Origin of the sequence: Enterococcus sp. AZ197, assembly GCF_050556405.1 — a bacterium.
GTDB classification, from domain to species: domain Bacteria; phylum Bacillota; class Bacilli; order Lactobacillales; family Enterococcaceae; genus Enterococcus; species Enterococcus faecalis.
This window is the reverse complement of record NZ_CP187873.1, coordinates 2,563,951-2,580,078: the sequence shown is the minus strand read 5'-3', so window position 1 is coordinate 2,580,078 and position 16,128 is coordinate 2,563,951. Positions and strand designations below refer to the sequence as shown.

At 39.4% G+C, this 16,128-nt stretch carries 17 protein-coding genes; 15 read left to right on the top strand and 2 right to left on the bottom strand.

The genetic code is table 11. The annotated features are described in order from the left end of the window. Positions 1–86: 86 nt before the first annotated feature. Positions 87–791 (top strand): WxL domain-containing protein, encoded by a 705-nt coding sequence (locus IGK82_RS12435; RefSeq protein WP_047648973.1) that lies wholly within the window; start codon positions 87–89, stop codon positions 789–791. Between the two features lie 40 nt (positions 792–831). On the opposite strand, the gene mscL is transcribed toward IGK82_RS12435, so the two are convergent. Then, positions 832–1,281: a large conductance mechanosensitive channel protein MscL gene (gene mscL, locus IGK82_RS12430; protein WP_002359018.1), complete on the bottom strand. Its 450-nt coding sequence runs from the start codon at positions 1,279–1,281 to the stop codon at positions 832–834. Between the two features lie 208 nt (positions 1,282–1,489). On the opposite strand from mscL, the gene yfmF reads away from it, so the two are divergent. The 7 genes from yfmF (at position 1,490) to IGK82_RS12395 (ending at position 8,735) form a co-directional block, all read left to right on the top strand. Then, positions 1,490–2,758, top strand: coding sequence for an EF-P 5-aminopentanol modification-associated protein YfmF (gene yfmF, locus IGK82_RS12425; protein ID WP_016622583.1), 1,269 nt, complete (start codon positions 1,490–1,492; stop codon positions 2,756–2,758). Further along, complete coding sequence (gene yfmH, locus IGK82_RS12420; RefSeq protein ID WP_002354885.1) at positions 2,751–4,055, top strand: EF-P 5-aminopentanol modification-associated protein YfmH; 1,305 nt, start codon at positions 2,751–2,753, stop codon at positions 4,053–4,055. The genes yfmF and yfmH overlap by 8 nt, the downstream gene beginning before the upstream one ends. Positions 4,056–4,222: 167 nt before the next feature. Continuing rightward, positions 4,223–5,089, top strand: coding sequence for a RodZ domain-containing protein (locus IGK82_RS12415; RefSeq protein ID WP_002359020.1), 867 nt, complete (start codon positions 4,223–4,225; stop codon positions 5,087–5,089). A 124-nt stretch (positions 5,090–5,213) separates the two neighbouring features. Next, a complete protein-coding gene (locus tag IGK82_RS12410) occupies positions 5,214–5,426 on the top strand; it encodes a hypothetical protein (protein ID WP_023894764.1) in 213 nt (70 codons plus the stop codon). A gap of 98 nt (positions 5,427–5,524) precedes the next feature. Continuing rightward, positions 5,525–6,103, top strand: coding sequence for a CDP-diacylglycerol--glycerol-3-phosphate 3-phosphatidyltransferase (gene pgsA, locus IGK82_RS12405; protein WP_002365382.1), 579 nt, complete (start codon positions 5,525–5,527; stop codon positions 6,101–6,103). A gap of 248 nt (positions 6,104–6,351) precedes the next feature. After that, on the top strand, positions 6,352–6,951 hold the full coding sequence (locus tag IGK82_RS12400; protein WP_002359022.1) for a MarR family winged helix-turn-helix transcriptional regulator: 600 nt from the start codon (positions 6,352–6,354) through the stop codon (positions 6,949–6,951). Continuing rightward, entirely contained in the window at positions 6,951–8,735 is a 1,785-nt protein-coding gene (locus IGK82_RS12395; protein WP_002370114.1) for an ABC transporter ATP-binding protein, read from the top strand. The genes IGK82_RS12400 and IGK82_RS12395 overlap by 1 nt, the downstream gene beginning before the upstream one ends. Positions 8,736–8,993: 258 nt before the next feature. On the opposite strand, the gene IGK82_RS12390 is transcribed toward IGK82_RS12395, so the two are convergent. Next, a complete protein-coding gene (locus IGK82_RS12390; RefSeq protein WP_002383224.1) occupies positions 8,994–9,881 on the bottom strand; it encodes a MurR/RpiR family transcriptional regulator in 888 nt (295 codons plus the stop codon). 376 nt (positions 9,882–10,257) lie between these two features. Between IGK82_RS12390 and gnd the strand changes: the two genes are divergently transcribed. The 7 genes from gnd (at position 10,258) to IGK82_RS12355 (ending at position 16,128) form a co-directional block, all read left to right on the top strand. After that, positions 10,258–11,193: a phosphogluconate dehydrogenase (NAD(+)-dependent, decarboxylating) gene (gene gnd, locus IGK82_RS12385; RefSeq protein ID WP_016619094.1), complete on the top strand. Its 936-nt coding sequence runs from the start codon at positions 10,258–10,260 to the stop codon at positions 11,191–11,193. Positions 11,194–11,205: 12 nt separating this feature from the next. Continuing rightward, positions 11,206–12,207, top strand: a complete 1,002-nt coding sequence (locus IGK82_RS12380; protein WP_016622584.1) for a D-isomer specific 2-hydroxyacid dehydrogenase family protein — start codon at positions 11,206–11,208, stop codon at positions 12,205–12,207. 14 nt (positions 12,208–12,221) lie between these two features. Beyond that, positions 12,222–13,328 carry an iron-containing alcohol dehydrogenase family protein gene (locus IGK82_RS12375; RefSeq protein ID WP_002410646.1) on the top strand — a complete coding sequence of 369 codons (1,107 nt, stop codon included), beginning with the start codon at positions 12,222–12,224 and terminating at the stop codon, positions 13,326–13,328. Between the two features lie 12 nt (positions 13,329–13,340). After that, positions 13,341–14,177 carry a PTS mannose/fructose/sorbose/N-acetylgalactosamine transporter subunit IIC gene (locus IGK82_RS12370; protein ID WP_338361663.1) on the top strand — a complete coding sequence of 279 codons (837 nt, stop codon included), beginning with the start codon at positions 13,341–13,343 and terminating at the stop codon, positions 14,175–14,177. 20 nt (positions 14,178–14,197) lie between these two features. Further along, positions 14,198–15,070, top strand: coding sequence for a PTS system mannose/fructose/sorbose family transporter subunit IID (locus tag IGK82_RS12365; protein WP_002354903.1), 873 nt, complete (start codon positions 14,198–14,200; stop codon positions 15,068–15,070). Between the two features lie 21 nt (positions 15,071–15,091). Further along, on the top strand, positions 15,092–15,598 hold the full coding sequence (locus tag IGK82_RS12360) for a PTS system mannose/fructose/N-acetylgalactosamine-transporter subunit IIB (protein WP_002354904.1): 507 nt from the start codon (positions 15,092–15,094) through the stop codon (positions 15,596–15,598). 77 nt (positions 15,599–15,675) lie between these two features. Further along, positions 15,676–16,128 (top strand): PTS sugar transporter subunit IIA, encoded by a 453-nt coding sequence (locus IGK82_RS12355; RefSeq protein WP_002354905.1) that lies wholly within the window; start codon positions 15,676–15,678, stop codon positions 16,126–16,128.

The window sequence follows — 16,128 nt, the reverse complement described above, 5'->3', positions numbered from 1 at the left end:
TTGAAAGAATCAAGTACAGAACAGCAGTCGTCACTTTTGCTGTTCTGTACTTTATAGACGAATTGAAAACAAAGGAGCGTACATAGATGAAAAAGAAAATAATGGCAAGTTTATTGGTTGGTAGCGCCGTAGTTGGCGCAAGTTTGGCACCACTTTCAGCACAGGCGGTGACGACAGGGAATACGCCTGTGCAGGTGGAGTTTGGCGGAGGAACATTGCCAGATCAAGGGGATAATACTGGTGGAAGTGTAGATCCAGATCCAACGAAACCAAATACAGATTTTGATTTATTAGCCATTCCAAGAAGTTTTGATTTTTCTCCAGTAAAAATTGGCGAAGATTTAACGTCTATTAAATCAGTTTCACCTCAAACTAGCCCACGATCTGTAATGGTGGGGGATTTACGAGGAACAAAAGAAGGCTGGCATGTAACGGGCGAAATAGCAGAAATGAAGAACGGGGCAGACAAATTAGATGGAGAGTTTAAATTTGGAATGACACCGTATTATGCTGTGTTCAATGTTAGCTCGGGTTTATATGGGGGAATGGCTAGTCAAAATGGAATGAACATTACTGATGATCCAACAGCACCTAGCTTTATTGGGACAAACATGACAATTGGTGGTGGTGCTACTACATTAATAAATGCTACTGTTGGTAAGGGTCAGGGAACTTGGTTGGGACGTATTGATAATATGACGTTAAATGTTACTACACCGTATCAACAAATCAAAGCAGGAGCCTACACAGGCAACATCACCTGGAACCTCGTCGCAGGACCATCAATCTAAGTCCAAACAAAAAAGTCATCCCCTCAGGATGACTTTTTGCTTATTTCTCTGTGACGGTGCTGTCTGTTTTGACAGTTTCAGCAGGCGGTGTTTGCGCCGCTAGCAAGTCGCGAATTTCTTTTAAGTAATCTTCGCTCGTTGGTACCACTTCTTCTTCTGCCGCTTCTTCTTTTTTGCCGCGGTTTTTCATTTTGTTGGCCGCTTTGACAATCAAGAAGAGGACGAAGGCCGTAATTAAAAATGTAATAAGTGCACTAATCACGCTACCAATATTGAATTCAACGCCTTCGACTTTATAAACAAGGGCACCCAATGCATCGTCGGCACTCTTTTTCCCAGTCGTCAAGACAAAAATCAGACTAATTAACGGGGTAATCAAGCCTTCCACCACTTGTGTCACAATCGCTGTAAACGCACTACCAATGACAACACCAACGGCTAGGTCTAAGACACTCCCGCGCATGATAAACTCTTTAAATTCTTTAATCATTCTTTTTTCCCTCCTCACTTTAAAAACAGTATACCGAATCTTCTTGAAAATTTGAACTGAAAAACTCTTATCATTCAGAAAGCACCTGAAGCTGTGTTATAATGGAGCTATTGGAAAAAACATTAAAAAATGCTTTAGAATTTACGCGATACATATATTTCACAGCATTCTTTAGGTAAGATGAAGCAAATGAAGGAGCGATGCGGCAATGTCTGTTCAATTAGTTAAAGGCGTGAATTTACACGTCATTCCTACAGAAAAATATAAAACGGTGCGTCTTTTAGTCCGCTTTAATACACGATTAAATCATGAAACCATTACAAAAAGAACGCTGTTGTCCAGTTTGATGGAAACCAACAGCTTGAATTACCCGAATCAAGTCAAGTTAAGTGAGCGTTTGGCGGAACTTTACGGCGCCAGCTTTGGGATTGGCGTTTCCAAAAAAGGCAATCAACATTGGTTTAATATTTCTATGAACATTGTCAATGATCATTATTTACAGGATAGTCAGGTTCTCGCCGAAGCGGTGGACTTTTTGAAGGAAATTATTTTTGCCCCCAATATTCAAGCAGGTCAATTTGAGGCGGAAACCTTCCAACGGGAAAAAGAGAACTTGAAAGCGTACTTGGAAAGTATTGTGGAGGATAAGCAAACCTATGCTTCTTTGGCGCTTCAAAGTGTCTATTTTAATCAATCGGAGGATCAAAAAATCCCTAGTTTCGGGACCGTTGCGGCGTTAGCTGAGGAAACAGCGGCGTCATTAGCAGCGTATTATCAAAAAATGCTGGCGGAAGATCAAGTGGATATTTTTGTTTTAGGCGATGTCAATGAGGCGGAGCTAGTGCCGTTATTCAAGCAATTACCGTTTACGCCTCGTGAAGAAGGCAAAGCCGCGATTTTCTACAATCAACCAATTCGCAACGTGATTGAAGAGCGGACCGAGCGTGAGGTGTTAGCCCAATCGAAATTAAACTTGGCTTACAACACGGATATTTATTATGGCGATAGCTATTATTTTGCGTTGCAAGTGTTTAATGGGATTTTTGGCGGTTTCCCGCATTCTAAATTATTTATGAATGTCCGTGAAAAAGAGCATTTAGCGTATTATGCTTCTAGTAGTATCGACACTTTCCGTGGCTTCATGACGGTTCAAACAGGAATCGATGGCAAAAATCGGAATCAGGTCTTGCGTTTGATTTCGACAGAATTGGAAAATATTCGCTTAGGTAAGATTAGCGAATTAGAAATTGAACAAACGAAAGCAATGTTAAAAAATCAGTATATCTTAGCGTTAGATAATGCAGGCGCGTGGCTGGAAAAAGAATACTTGAACCAATTAATGCCGCAGACGATGCTAACGGCGGAGGAATGGATTGCGCGGATCAATGCCGTGACTATTCCAGAAATCCAAGAAGTAGCCAAACGTTTGGAACTTCAAGCGATCTTCTTTTTGGAAGGAGAAACGGAAAATGATTAAAAAAGACTATGCACAAATTAAAGAAACATTGTATACAGAAACACTGGCGAATGGGTTAAAGGTTTACCTATTACCGAAAAATGATTTCCAAAAAACGTATGGCTTGTTTACGACCGATTATGGTTCCATTGACAATACGTTCGTGCCAATTGGTCAAGAGGAAATGATTGAAGTACCTGACGGAATCGCCCACTTTTTAGAACATAAAATGTTTGAAAAAGAAGATGGCGATGTCTTCCAAAAATTTGGGCAACAAGGGGCTTCAGCGAATGCCTTTACCAGTTTTACGAAGACGAGTTATTTGTTTTCAACGACGGATCAAGTGACACAAAATCTAGAAACGTTGCTTGATTTTGTGCAATCGCCGTATTTTACGAAGGAAACGGTCGAAAAAGAAAAAGGCATCATTGGACAAGAAATTCAAATGTATTTAGATGATCCTAACTGGCGCTTGTTCTTTGGGATTTTAGGCAACCTTTATCCGAAACATCCATTGCATATTGATATTGCCGGTACAGTGGCAAGTATTGCGGAGATTACCGCAGAGGATTTGTATACATGTTACAATACGTTTTATCATCCAAGTAATATGACCTTATTCGTGGTAGGGAAAATGGACCCTGAAGCGTTAATGGCCTTCATTCGCGAAAATCAAGCGGCGAAAGAGTTTCCTGCCGCCCAACCTATTCGTCGGCATTTCCCTGAAGAAACAGCTGCTGACATTGTCAAAGAGAGCGCCATTGAAATGGCAGTCACACGGGCAAAAGTGCTTGTTGGTTTGAAAGGCTTAGATGAAGTGCCAACAACGGGTCGTGACTTAATGAAATATCAAGTCACCGTCAACTTGTTGTTACAATTATTGTTTGGTAATACCTCTCAAAACTATTTAGCTCTTTATGATGAAGGCTTGTTAGATGATAGTTTTAGTTATGACTTTAATTTAGATCGCAGTTTCCATTTTGCGGATATTGGCGGCGATAGTGAGCAACCAGAAGTCTTAGCAGAACGAATTGAAGCTATTTTATTATCTGCCACAACAAGTCCAGAATTAACGGAAGAAAATTTGTCCTTATTGAAGAAAAAAATGATTGGTAAATACTTCCAATCCTTAAACTCTTTAGAGTATATCGCCAACCAATTTTCACAATCATTGTTTGGGGAAACCACGCTGTTTGATAAGATTGAAGTCATTGAAAGTATTCAATTAGCCGACGTCCGCCAAGTAGCAGAGACCTTGATTCGTGAAGAAGGATTGAGCCGTTTCTACATGTATCCTAAAGGAGAAACCGAGCAATAAACCAACTGTTTAAGAAAAAGAAAAATCTTTGAAATCTTTCAATTTTGTTATCCTCAGTTGGCTTCTTTTGTGGTATTCTTAAAGGACGGGAATGTTTTCCTTGGCAATTGAAAAAGACTGATGAGACAATCGATAAATTAACAAAATAGACTGGAGAAGATGGACGAGTGGCCAGCGTAAATATTGGAGAAACACTAAAAGAAGCAAGATTGCAGAAGAACATCTCAATTGATGAACTGCAACAAATGACAAAAATTCAAAAAAGATATTTAGAAATTATTGAACAAAACGATTTTGAGTCCTTACCAGGCACCTTTTATGTGCGGGCGTTTATCCGCCAATATGCAAGTGCGGTCGGCTTAGATGGCAATCAATTGGTAGATATCTATGATGGCAAAGAACCAGCAATTGTCGAAGAACCCAAGCCAGTGTATGAAGAGCTTGAAGGATCACGTAAGCAATTGCATGACGAAGAAAAGCAATCCAGTTGGTTACTGCGGAACTTACCAGCCATTGCCTTTTCGTTAATTGGTTTAGCCATTGCGGTCGTGGTGCTGTACATTATGTGGCAAGATCAAAAAGCCGAACCGATTATTCAAACACCGGCAACTAGTGCCAGTGTGGAAAAACCCAAAGAATCAAGTCAAGCCCCAGAAAGTAGCACACAAAGTAGTACACCGCCGTCTTCTTCAAGCGAACCAGAGAAGAAAACAGCTGTGGCTGTGGTGAGCGATGCTAACAATCAAGTGACTGCAACGGTTAAAGATGCGAATAGTCCAATCAACATTACCTTTAAAGGCACTGAAGGCTCTTGCTGGATTGGCGTGATGGTCGATGGCAACTATACGTACCAACACACCCTGCAAGCAGGAGAGACCCAAACAACAGCTTTACCTGCGAATGCCGCCAATGCAACACTGATTCTAGGCGCCTCAAATAACGTCGCCATTCAAGTCGATGGCGCCGATTTAACACTGGAAAAAACGCCAGTTTTAATTCGTAAGGATGTTACATTAGGGATTACGTATCGTTAGAAATGGTGTAAGAAGAATCTGGATAAACTGTCAAACGGCAATTATTCCAGATTCTTTTCTTTTATAATTAACAGCGAATGGTTAAAAAGACGACAATAATAATTCAAGAGAGAAGGGGGTATCAATGCTTAAAATAGTTAATAAAAAATTTAATCTTATCACTATATTTTCAATCGCTCTGTTGGTCATGGGCTTCTTGATTGTTGGCTTACAACTGTATTTCTACTTTATCTATGGTTCTAAATTTTTAGACAGTATCACATTGATTGGAATGATTGATTTCGGTTTAGGCTATTACCAGCTCTTTCTAAAAAAAGGCAAGAATATTTCTGAATAAACGGTCAAACGGCAATTATTCCAGATTCTTTTCTTTTTTTCGTGACACTGCCAGCAAGATAACGTAAAATAGAACAGGAGAAGGAAGGGGCAATTGAAGTGAATTTACCAAATAAATTAACAGTTTTAAGAATATTTATGATTCCGATTTTTATTATTATTGTATCGGTGCCAATGGACTGGGGAACGATTAGTTTTGGCGACACAACGTTAGCCGTTACCCAATTAGTGGGCGCGATTATTTTTGCAGTTGCTAGTTTTACAGACTGGTTGGATGGCAAAATTGCCCGTGCGCAAGGCTTGGTGACGAACTTCGGAAAATTTGCGGACCCATTAGCGGACAAAATGCTAGTGATGACCGCTTTTATCGTCTTAGTTGGTCAAGGCAAAGTACCTGCTTGGATTGTAGCAATTATTGTTTGTCGTGAATTGGCAGTAACTGGTTTACGGTTGTTATTAGTCGAACATGGCGAAGTAATGGCAGCAGCTTGGCCAGGAAAAGTAAAAACAGCTACCCAAATGGTTGCAATTATTTTACTATTCATTAACAACATTCCATTTTCAGCACTTCATCTACCACTAGATCAAATCATGCTATATGCCTGCTTGATTTTCACCATTTACTCTGGTGTTGATTATTTTGCTAAGAATAAAGATGTTTTTAAAGGTTCGATGTAAAGAGAGAATCAAAACGCTTGGCTTGTGCCAAGCGTTTTTTTAGTATTCATGATTGAATCGGCAAATAGATTTTTAAGTAGAGGAACAGATGAATCGATAAAACAAATCGGCAGTTTCTGTATGCTATTTTTCATTTTGGTTATATCTACATACAAATAATTAGTTTGTTGTTGACAAAGTAAACTAAATAGATTACTATTTAGTTCGTTAGCTTATATATAAACTAAATAAATTTTTTGGAGGAAATTATGAAAAAAACAGATATTTTAAATAAACTATTAAAAATTGCTCAACAACCTTACTTAATCTTTGCTTCTAGCATAGAGGAGAAACCAGATAACACTTTTGAAACGTTAAAATTGCTTGCTTCTGAAGAAAATGTAACAGCTGGAAGAATCGCTGAATATTTAGATATAAAACCTTCTAGTGTGACACAAATCATAAAAAAATTAGAGTCTGTTAAAGCAGTTAAACGAGTCAAAAATGAATCAGATGCTCGGGTCACATTCGTTGTATTGACCGATAAGGGACGAGAAAGTTTAAGTACTCAAGGAAATATTTCCAATGGATTTAATGAAGAAATGTTTAAGGGCTTTTCAGAGGAGGAACTAGAGTCTTTAAATAATTATTTAGAACGTATAGAAAAGAATATTTCTAGTGAAGAATTTTTAGATAAAATTGAAACAATTTTTGGCGACGATAAAAATTGGGAACATTTCAGAAAAATATCAGCTAGATATGGTAGAGCTAGAGAACAGATGATGGGACATGATGGCTTTGGTAGATTTGGTGAATTCAATGGTGAATACGGTGGCTTTGAAGGATGGAAGAGAGGTCGGAGAAGATAATGGCAGTAGGTGGAGGCGGCAAAAATAGTCATGATTCTATCCGAGCAGATAAAACAAAATTTTCGTTTAAAGAATTTTTAGGCTTAATCAAGATGACAGAGCCTAACTATTTACTGCTTGGCATTGGGATGATATTTCTTGTGATTTCTTCTAGTATCCAAGTGTACGTTCCAAAACTTGCTTCAAGTTTAGTCAATAATTTTCAAAAGGGGGTAGATTATAGTTTATTAGGTAAAGTTGTTGGATTATTTATATTTTCAGCACTCGTTTCTGCATTAGGAGGGACAATTTTAGGTATTTTTGGTGAAAATGTCATCCAAAATATGCGTAAACGCTTATGGAATAAATTAACTATTCTAAAAGTTTCTTATTTTGACTCTGTTAAAGCGGGTGAAATATCCAGCCGGGTCGTAAATGATACTAATCAAGTTAAGCAATTGTTAGCCGTTACTTTTCCTCAAACAGTTGCCAGTGTGATTACAGTTATTGGTACGGTATATATGATGATTAAAATGGATTGGCATATGTCGCTTGCTATGGTAATTGCTGTTCCTGTTGTAATCCTTTGTATGATTCCAGTAATGGCATTTGGTTCAAAAGTTAGTCACATTCGCCAAGATGCTATGAGTCAATTTAACGGACTTGCTACTGAAACGTTGAGTGAAATTCGTTTAGTCAAAACTTCTAATGCTGAATCTCAGGCGCAGGTTCGTGCTGCAAATGAAGTGGATCGGTTATTTAATGTAGGGAAAAAAGAAGCAATATTTGATGCATCTATGCAACCAATTATGATGATGGTCTTTATGAGCATGGTATTTGGGCTATTAGCATATGGGATGCATCGAATTGCCATTGGTGTGATGACAATCGGAACATTGATGAGTTTCTTAATGTATCTATTTAATCTTATTGGTGCCATGCCAATCATTGCGACGTTATTTTCTGAAGTAGCTAAAGCAGCAGGATCAACGCGACGAGTGCAAGAATTGTTATCTAGAGAACCTGAAGACTTTGAAAGTGGACAAGATATTGATTTATCGGAAAAGACTTTATCAGTTAAAAATGTAAAATTTTCTTATGAAGATGCACCAGAGGAACCTATCTTAACAGACATTTCTTTTACTGCTCAGCCAAACCAAGTAATTGCTTTTGCAGGCCCATCAGGTGGCGGGAAATCGACGATTTTTAGTTTAATTGAAAGGTTTTATGAACCTACAGAAGGACAAATTAAATTTGGAGATATTGACATAAAAGATATCAAATTATCAGATTATCGTCGTCAAATCGGCTTTGTATCACAGGATTCTGCGATTATGGCAGGGACAATCAGAGATAATCTAACGTATGGCTTAGCAGAAAACTTCTCAGATGAACAACTATGGGATGTCTTGGAACTAGCATATGCGCGAAAATTTGTAGAAGAAATGCCAGATAAATTGAATACGGAAGTCGGTGAACGTGGCGTTAAAATTTCTGGAGGACAAAGACAGCGTATTGCAATTGCTCGTGCATTCTTGCGGAATCCCAAGATTTTAATGTTAGATGAAGCTACTGCTAGCCTAGATTCAGAATCTGAGATGAAGGTCCAAGAGGCATTGTCTAATTTAATGAAGGGCCGAACGACATTGGTTATTGCCCATAGATTGTCGACAATTGTTGATGCGGATAGCATTTACTTTGTTGAAAAAGGGAAAGTAACTGGTTCAGGAAAACATGATGAGCTAGTAAGTAAACATAAAACTTACGCTAAATATGTATCCGAACAATTTAAAGTAACGGAATGAACGAAATAAGCAAACTTAAAATGAAGCTAAGACAACACATGCATTTAACTAATTGTCTTAAGATTTAGAAAGAACTTGGACATAACCCCCAAGTTCTTTTTTCCAACTTATTTTTACCCACAAGATAAAAAGCGACCAAAAAATTGGCCGCTTTTTAAATACCTCCATGGTAGTTCACTTGCTTCATAAAATGTAGAGTCACGGTATAAAGCCAATTTGCGAGGACCGATATTACAAAAATAAGCACCATTCAGATCTTTACGACAAATAATGCGGATCTGTCTTAGTCGTGCTAATGTTATCACGGATTTTTTTCAAGGAATCGGCATTTTGATCAAAATTGTGATACATCGTATTTGTATATAAAATATCCATTACCGTTAAGTAACTAATCCGTGAAGCCAAGGATTCCGCACGAAACAAGCCTTCTTCGGTGACGACAATAATTGCTTCGTCGGACAAGCCTGCCAATTCTGAACCGCTGTTACCAGTTAACGTAATCATTTTTGCGTTGGTTTTTTTAACTTGTCGTGCTAGGTTGATTGATTCTTTGGTTTTGCCTGAATGGGAAAAAATAAACACGCAATCTTCACTGGTTAATTTTGTGACAAAACTTAACTGCATGTGGTAATCAAAAATATAGTTGCACCGATAGTTGGTCCGAATGAATTTATGGAAACTATCAAAAGCCACAATCGAGGAGCCGCCTTGCCCAAAAAAGTGAAGCGTTTTAGCAGAGTACATCAAAGCCAACACGTTATCTAACAGCTCCTTTGTTAAGAACTGTGTGGCGTTACTGAGGGAATAAATATTGGCTTGTAAGACTTTTTTAGCAATGGTAATACTATCATCATCTGGTGAAATATCATCGGCGCCATTCACGCTATTGACGTTTTGAAAAGTCGGCTGATAATTAGAATTCCTGGCGATATCAATTTTAAATTCTTGGAACCCAGAATAGCCAATCTTTTTTACAAATTGATACACGGAAGATTGGGAGACGCCAATTTCGTTGGCAAGACTTTCTAACGTCATTTGTGTCAATAATGATTCAGAATGAACAAAGTAATCGGAAATTTTCTTTTCTGTGAGGCTCAAATTCGGTTTTTTGATCCGAATCCGTTGATCCAAATAGTGGTTTTTCATTAACACGTTCCTCCAATCTTATTTTTTTTAAAATAAAATGAATGCCTTTTCATTGTTGGTATAGACTGATTATAGTGGAAAAAGAGGACAAATACAATTTCTCTTTTTCTCCACAAAAAAGAAATTCTTTAAAAAAGCCAAAAAAAAAATAAATAATCTTTTTTCTGAAAAATGAAGGGGTCTTGAAAAGACTTCTCTCAACTAAAGAAAGTAGCCAGTAAAAAGAACGTGATACCAAGAGATTTACTTGTGTTTTTTGTATGAAAGCTCCTTAAAAATAAAAACGTTTTACCTTTTGAGTAGGCAAGATTTTTGCTAAAAAATAAAAAATATTTTTTAATTAGTGTAATCGTTTACATTATTTTTTTTATCCTTTATGATTGAAGTATCAAAAGAGGCAGGTGAAAGAAAAATGGACATTGGCTTTATTGGACTTGGGAAAATGGGTTTGAACATGGCATTAAATGTTCACGAACAAGGCTGGCCCATTATTGGCTTTGATGTGACAAAGGAAGCAAGAGCGACTGCTAGAGAGCAGGGGCTTTCCGTTGTAGATTCGTTGCCGGAACTATTGAAAGCGCTTAACAAAAGGAGGGTGATTTTTTTAAGTACCCCCGCTGGTCAGATTACCAATCAATTAGTGGCAGAATTGGTAGAGCAATTAGCACCAGAGGATATCATTGTGGATAGTGGCAATTCAAATTTTCATGATAGTGTTGCGAATGCTCAGCTTGCTGAGGAAAAAGGAATTTATTTTATTGATTGTGGTACTTCTGGTGGCATCAAAGGAGCGCGGGAAGGAGCGTGTTTAATGGTTGGCGGTGCGCCTGAAGCTGTCAAGGTGTTAACCCCATTTTTTGAAGATTTAGCTTGTGAACAAGGGTATCTTTATGCTGGGAAATCAGGAGCTGGTCACTATTTGAAAATGGTGCATAACGGGATTGAGTACGTCATGATGCAAGCCATGGGCGAAGGATTCAATTTATTAGAAGCTGCCGAATATGATTTTGCGTTGGAGAAAGTAGCCGATGTGTGGAATCACGGCTCGATTATTGAAGCTCGCTTGATGGGCTTAGCGAAAGAGGTTTTTGCGGAAAATCCTACGTTAGCCAATTTAGAAGGGAAAGTTGCAGCAAATGGCGAAGCCAAATGGATGATTGAAGAAGCATTGCGTTTGGAGATGCCCGTCCCAACTACGGCGTTGTCCTTATTTACTCGAAATGAAAGTATGCTAGCAAATCATTTTTCAAACAAAGTGGTCGCTTCTTTGCGACAAGGATTTGGCGGGCATGAAGTCGTAAAAAGTCAGTAAAGGAGTTTAGTCATGTTAAAAAAACAAAAAATTGCCATAGTGAATTCCAGTAGTTTTGGTCAAATTTTTCCTGAACACTTGACGCGCTTAGAAAAAATAGGCACCGTGAAGCATTTTACAGTCGACAGTGAAATTGGTGGCAAAGAGTTAGCGGAACGTTTACAAGGATATACGATTATTATTGCTAGCGTGACGCCATTTTTCACGAAAGAATTTTTTGAACATAAAGATGAATTGTTGCTGATTTCTCGCCACGGCATTGGGTATAACAACATCGATTTAGACGCTGCAAAACAGCATGACACAATTATTTCCATCATCCCAGCTTTAGTAGAACGAGATGCCGTGGCGGAAAACAATGTCACAAATTTACTAGCTGTTTTACGGCAAACCGTGGCTGCAGATGCCAGCGTTAAAGCAGATCAATGGGAAAAACGAGCGAATTTTGTCGGTCGGACGTTATTTAACAAAACTGTGGGTGTCATTGGTGTTGGGAACACAGGAAGTTGTGTCGTTGAGACGTTACGAAACGGATTTCGCTGTGACGTGTTAGCGTATGATCCCTATAAATCCGCCACTTATCTGCAAAGTTATGGAGCCAAAAAAGTAGACTTAGATACGTTGCTAGCTTCAGCTGACATCATTTGTTTATGTGCCAATTTAACTGAAGAAAGTTATCACATGATTGGCTCGGCGGAAATTGCCAAGATGAAAGACGGCGTCTATCTTTCCAATAGCGCACGAGGCGCCTTGATTGATGAAGAAGCCATGATTGTCGGCTTACAATCGGGCAAAATTGCTGGGCTTGGGACAGATGTTTTAGAAGAGGAACCAGGTCGGAAAAATCATCCTTATCTTGCGTTTGAAAATGTAGTAATGACGCCGCACACCTCCGCTTATACCATGGAATGCCTGCAAGCGATGGGAGAAAAATGCGTGCAAGATGTGGAAGACGTGGTGCAAGGTATTTTACCTCAACGGGCAGTGCAAGAAGTCAGTCGTTACGTTAGTTAAGAAGGAGGAGGAGCATGTTAACTGATTTAAAAGTGAAAGTTGGACCGCAATTTTATCGTTACCACGAAGGCGCCTTAGCTTCGGTGCCGTCACTTTTCAAGGAATATCACGCCCAACGAATTTTGGTGGTGCATGGCACCGTATCCTTTGAAAAAGCTCAGCCATTTTTGCCCTTCTTGGCAGATTCAGAGTATCAATTCTTCTATCACACTTACACAGGAGAATGTAGTTATTTTGGCGCCGAACAAATTTCAAAGCAAATAAAGGAACACCAGATTGACTTTCTTCTGGGAGTCGGCGGCGGTAAGTTAGCCGATTTAGTGGGCTACAGCGCCCATTTAAACAATCTGAATTTTGGCTTGGTCCCTACTTTGGCTAGTAACTGTGCGCCGTGGACACCGTTAGCTGTGATGTATCAAGAAAATGGCGCGGCCGAAGGCAAAACGGAACATTTCTTTCGCCAAGCTGCGTTTTTAATCACCGATCCTAAGTTGCTTCTGGATGCACCCCGTGATTATTTTGTCGCTGGTTTAGCTGATACGTTAGCGAAATGGTATGAATCAGAGACTATTTTACGCCAAGCCCATTTGCAAGGGGAACCCTTTTTACAATTAGCGGGAGCGACCGCCAAGCTTTCGCAAGAAGCGATTATGCGGGACTCAAAAGCAGCCTTAGCAGCGATGGATGAGGGCAAACTCACGCCTGAATTTGTCCATCTTTCAGAAATTGTTTTCGCTGTTTCTGGATTAGTCGGCGGCTTCGGCGACAAATACGCCCGCAATGCAGCAGCACACGCCATGCATGATGCTATGAGTAAATTTTTACCAAAAAGTCATGACTATTTACATGGCGAAAAAGTAGCTTACGGCATCTTCTATCAATTAGCATTGGAAAAAAGGTGGGCCATCATAGACGCATTAATCCCCTTTTATCAAGAGCTAAACTTGCCCATGTCGTTACGACAAATGGGCCTTTACCCAGAAGAAGAAGCAGTACTCGATGCAATGGTTCAATTTATTGATTCAAAAGAAAAGGTTCATTTAATTCCTATTGAGATTTCGGAAGAACGTTTACGTCAAGGGATTGAAGAGCTAGAAAAGTATATCCAAAACCAAGGATAAGAAGGAGGAACTATGGAAACGTTAAGTGTTTTACAAAGTTTGATAATGGCGCTTTGGGTGGCAGCAATTATGTCCAGATGGCTTGGAGGAGGAGCAACGTTAACGTTGCGTTTCTCGCCCTTAATGACAGGGTTAGTAGCAGGTTTAGTGATGGGCGATGTCCCGAAAGCGATGATTGTCACCGCAGCATTACAAATGATTTACATGGGTGTTTTTTCACCAGGTGGCTCTATGCCAGCAGAACCATCAATTGCGGCAGCGATTGCTGTGCCAGTTGCGTTGCTAGGGAATTTGAAGCCGGAAGCGGCTATCGCCGTAGCGGTTCCTGTCGGTCTTTTAGGGAGTTATTTATATCAATTCCGTTTCTTTATTAACACGTTTTTAGGGAAGTATACCGATCGTGCGGTGGCTGAATTAAATTCTAAAAAAATTGCCCGCTCAATTATCTGGTATCCAACGATTGCCTCATTTATTTTATTCGTTCCATTAGTCTTTTTTGCTCTTTATCTAGGGGCACCAGTCATTGCCGATATTATTAAAGCATTAGAAGGAACCGTTGTGATTCACGTGTTAGAAGTAGTCGGTGGTGGTTTAGCCGCAATTGGGATTGCGACAACGGTCTATGTCATTGGTCGAAAAGATTTCTTGGTTTTCTTTTTCTTTGCATACTTCATGAGTATCGTCTTTAAGTCATTGGAAATTACCATGGTAACGTATGCCATCTTTGGCGTAATTATTGCGTTAATTTTTGTGCAAGTCCAAAAAGGCAAACCTGTAGCAGAAAGTGCTGGTTCCGCCAGTGCCACCACTGATTTTGATGATGATGACGATTACGATGACGGGTTTTAAAAGAAAAAGGAGGAACTGAAATGACGGAAACAACAGAAAAAGTCGTGCCGAAAACAACGAATTTAGCACCAGAAGAAATTACCAATAAAGATGTTACAAAAGCCTATCTCCGTTGGCATTTTGCCAATGAAATTCCCCATTCCTTTGAACGTTACTTGGCGCCTTCGTTATTGTACGCAATGATGCCACTTTTAAAGAAATTATATAAAGACGATGAACAATTAAAAGCCGCTTATATGCGTCAACTGCTGTTTTTCAATACGCAATTAAGTTGGGGCGGCGGGGTCATTACTGGGTTGATGGCTTCTATGGAACAAGAGCGGGCCAAAGAAGAACATGAAGGCCGCGAAATCATGATGCAAGATGATTTAATGTATAACACCAAAGCTGGCTTGATGGGCGCGTTAGCTGGGATTGGTGATGCGATTGACTCAGGTACGGTTCAATATATTTTTATTGCGATTGCGGTGCCGTGGGCGCAACAAGGTAGCGCATTAGGTGCGATTTTCCCCTTTGTCGCGTTTGCCCTTTATCAAGTACTGTTAGGTGTGTTCTTTGCGAGACAATCCTTCAAAATGGGGCGGAATGCTACAGGCTTAATGCAAAGTGCTGGGATTCAAAAAGCCATTGAAATGTTATCTGTTTTAGGGTTGTTCATGATGGGGATTTTAGCTGGTAATTATGTCAAAGTTTCTTCAACTCTTCAATTTAAACTTTCTGGCCGTGAGTTTGTGGTTCAAGATATCCTTGATCAGATTGTCCCAGGACTCTTGCCGCTAGCTGTCGTAATGGGCGTGTATTGGTTCTATACGAAAAAAGGCTTGAAAGTTACGCAAGCATTATTGTGGTTAACAGGTATTTTAATTGTCTTAGCAACGGTAGGTATTTTATAAAAAGAAAAGGACGTGAATCAGATGGGCGTAGTAAATTTAGCAAGAGTAGATGAACGATTAATTCATGGACAAGTGATGGTGACCTTGTCCCAAAAAAGTGGCGTTAATTCCATTTTCGTTGTCGATGAAGTGGTGGCAAAGGATAAATTTATGCGTGATTTATACAAAAGTGCAGGCAGTCGGACAGGACAAAAAACCATTGTCATTACGCCGGAAAAAGCTAAATTTTATTGGGATGAATACCAATTCAAAGAGTACAACTGTATTTTAATCGCTAAAACCGTCTCTGTAATTTATGACTTAGTAAAACACGGAGTCCCTATGAAGGAGTTAAACATCGGCGGTATTGCACAGAAGAATCCAGAAAAAGATTTATTAGTAACCAAATCAGTTTATTTAAACAAAGAAGATGCCGAAAAATTAAAAGAACTACATGAGGTGTATGGCGTAGAAGATATTTATTTCCAAGCAACGCCTTCTGCACCAAAAACTAGTTTAAAAGAGGTTTTAGGCAAATTTAATTTATAAAAAAGGCCAGTCGCTTGAGTCATTGCATGACTGTTTGAAGTAATGACTCAAGCCACTGAATTGAAGGAGGAACTTTTATGTTAGGGATTGTGATTGCTACACACGGTGCACTAAGTGACGGTGCGAAAGACGCAGCTACCGTGATTATGGGCGCAACCGAAAATATCGAAACCGTTAATCTAAATAGTGGCGACGATGTCCAAGCACTAGGCGGACAAATTAAAACAGCGATTGAGAACGTCCAACAAGGGGATGGCGTGTTGGTCATGGTTGACTTATTAAGTGCGAGTCCTTACAATCAGGCAGTTTTGGTGATTAACGAACTCGAACCAGCTCTACAAAAGAAAATCTTTGTGGTGAGTGGTACCAACCTACCAATGGTCTTAGAAGCGATAAACCATCAATTATTGGGCACACCGATTGCTGAAGCGGCGCAAGCGATTGTTGCGCAAGGCAAAGAAAGTGTGCAAGCATGGGATATTTCTATGACTTCCTTTGAGGACGAAGAGGATGAGGACGATGATTTTTAA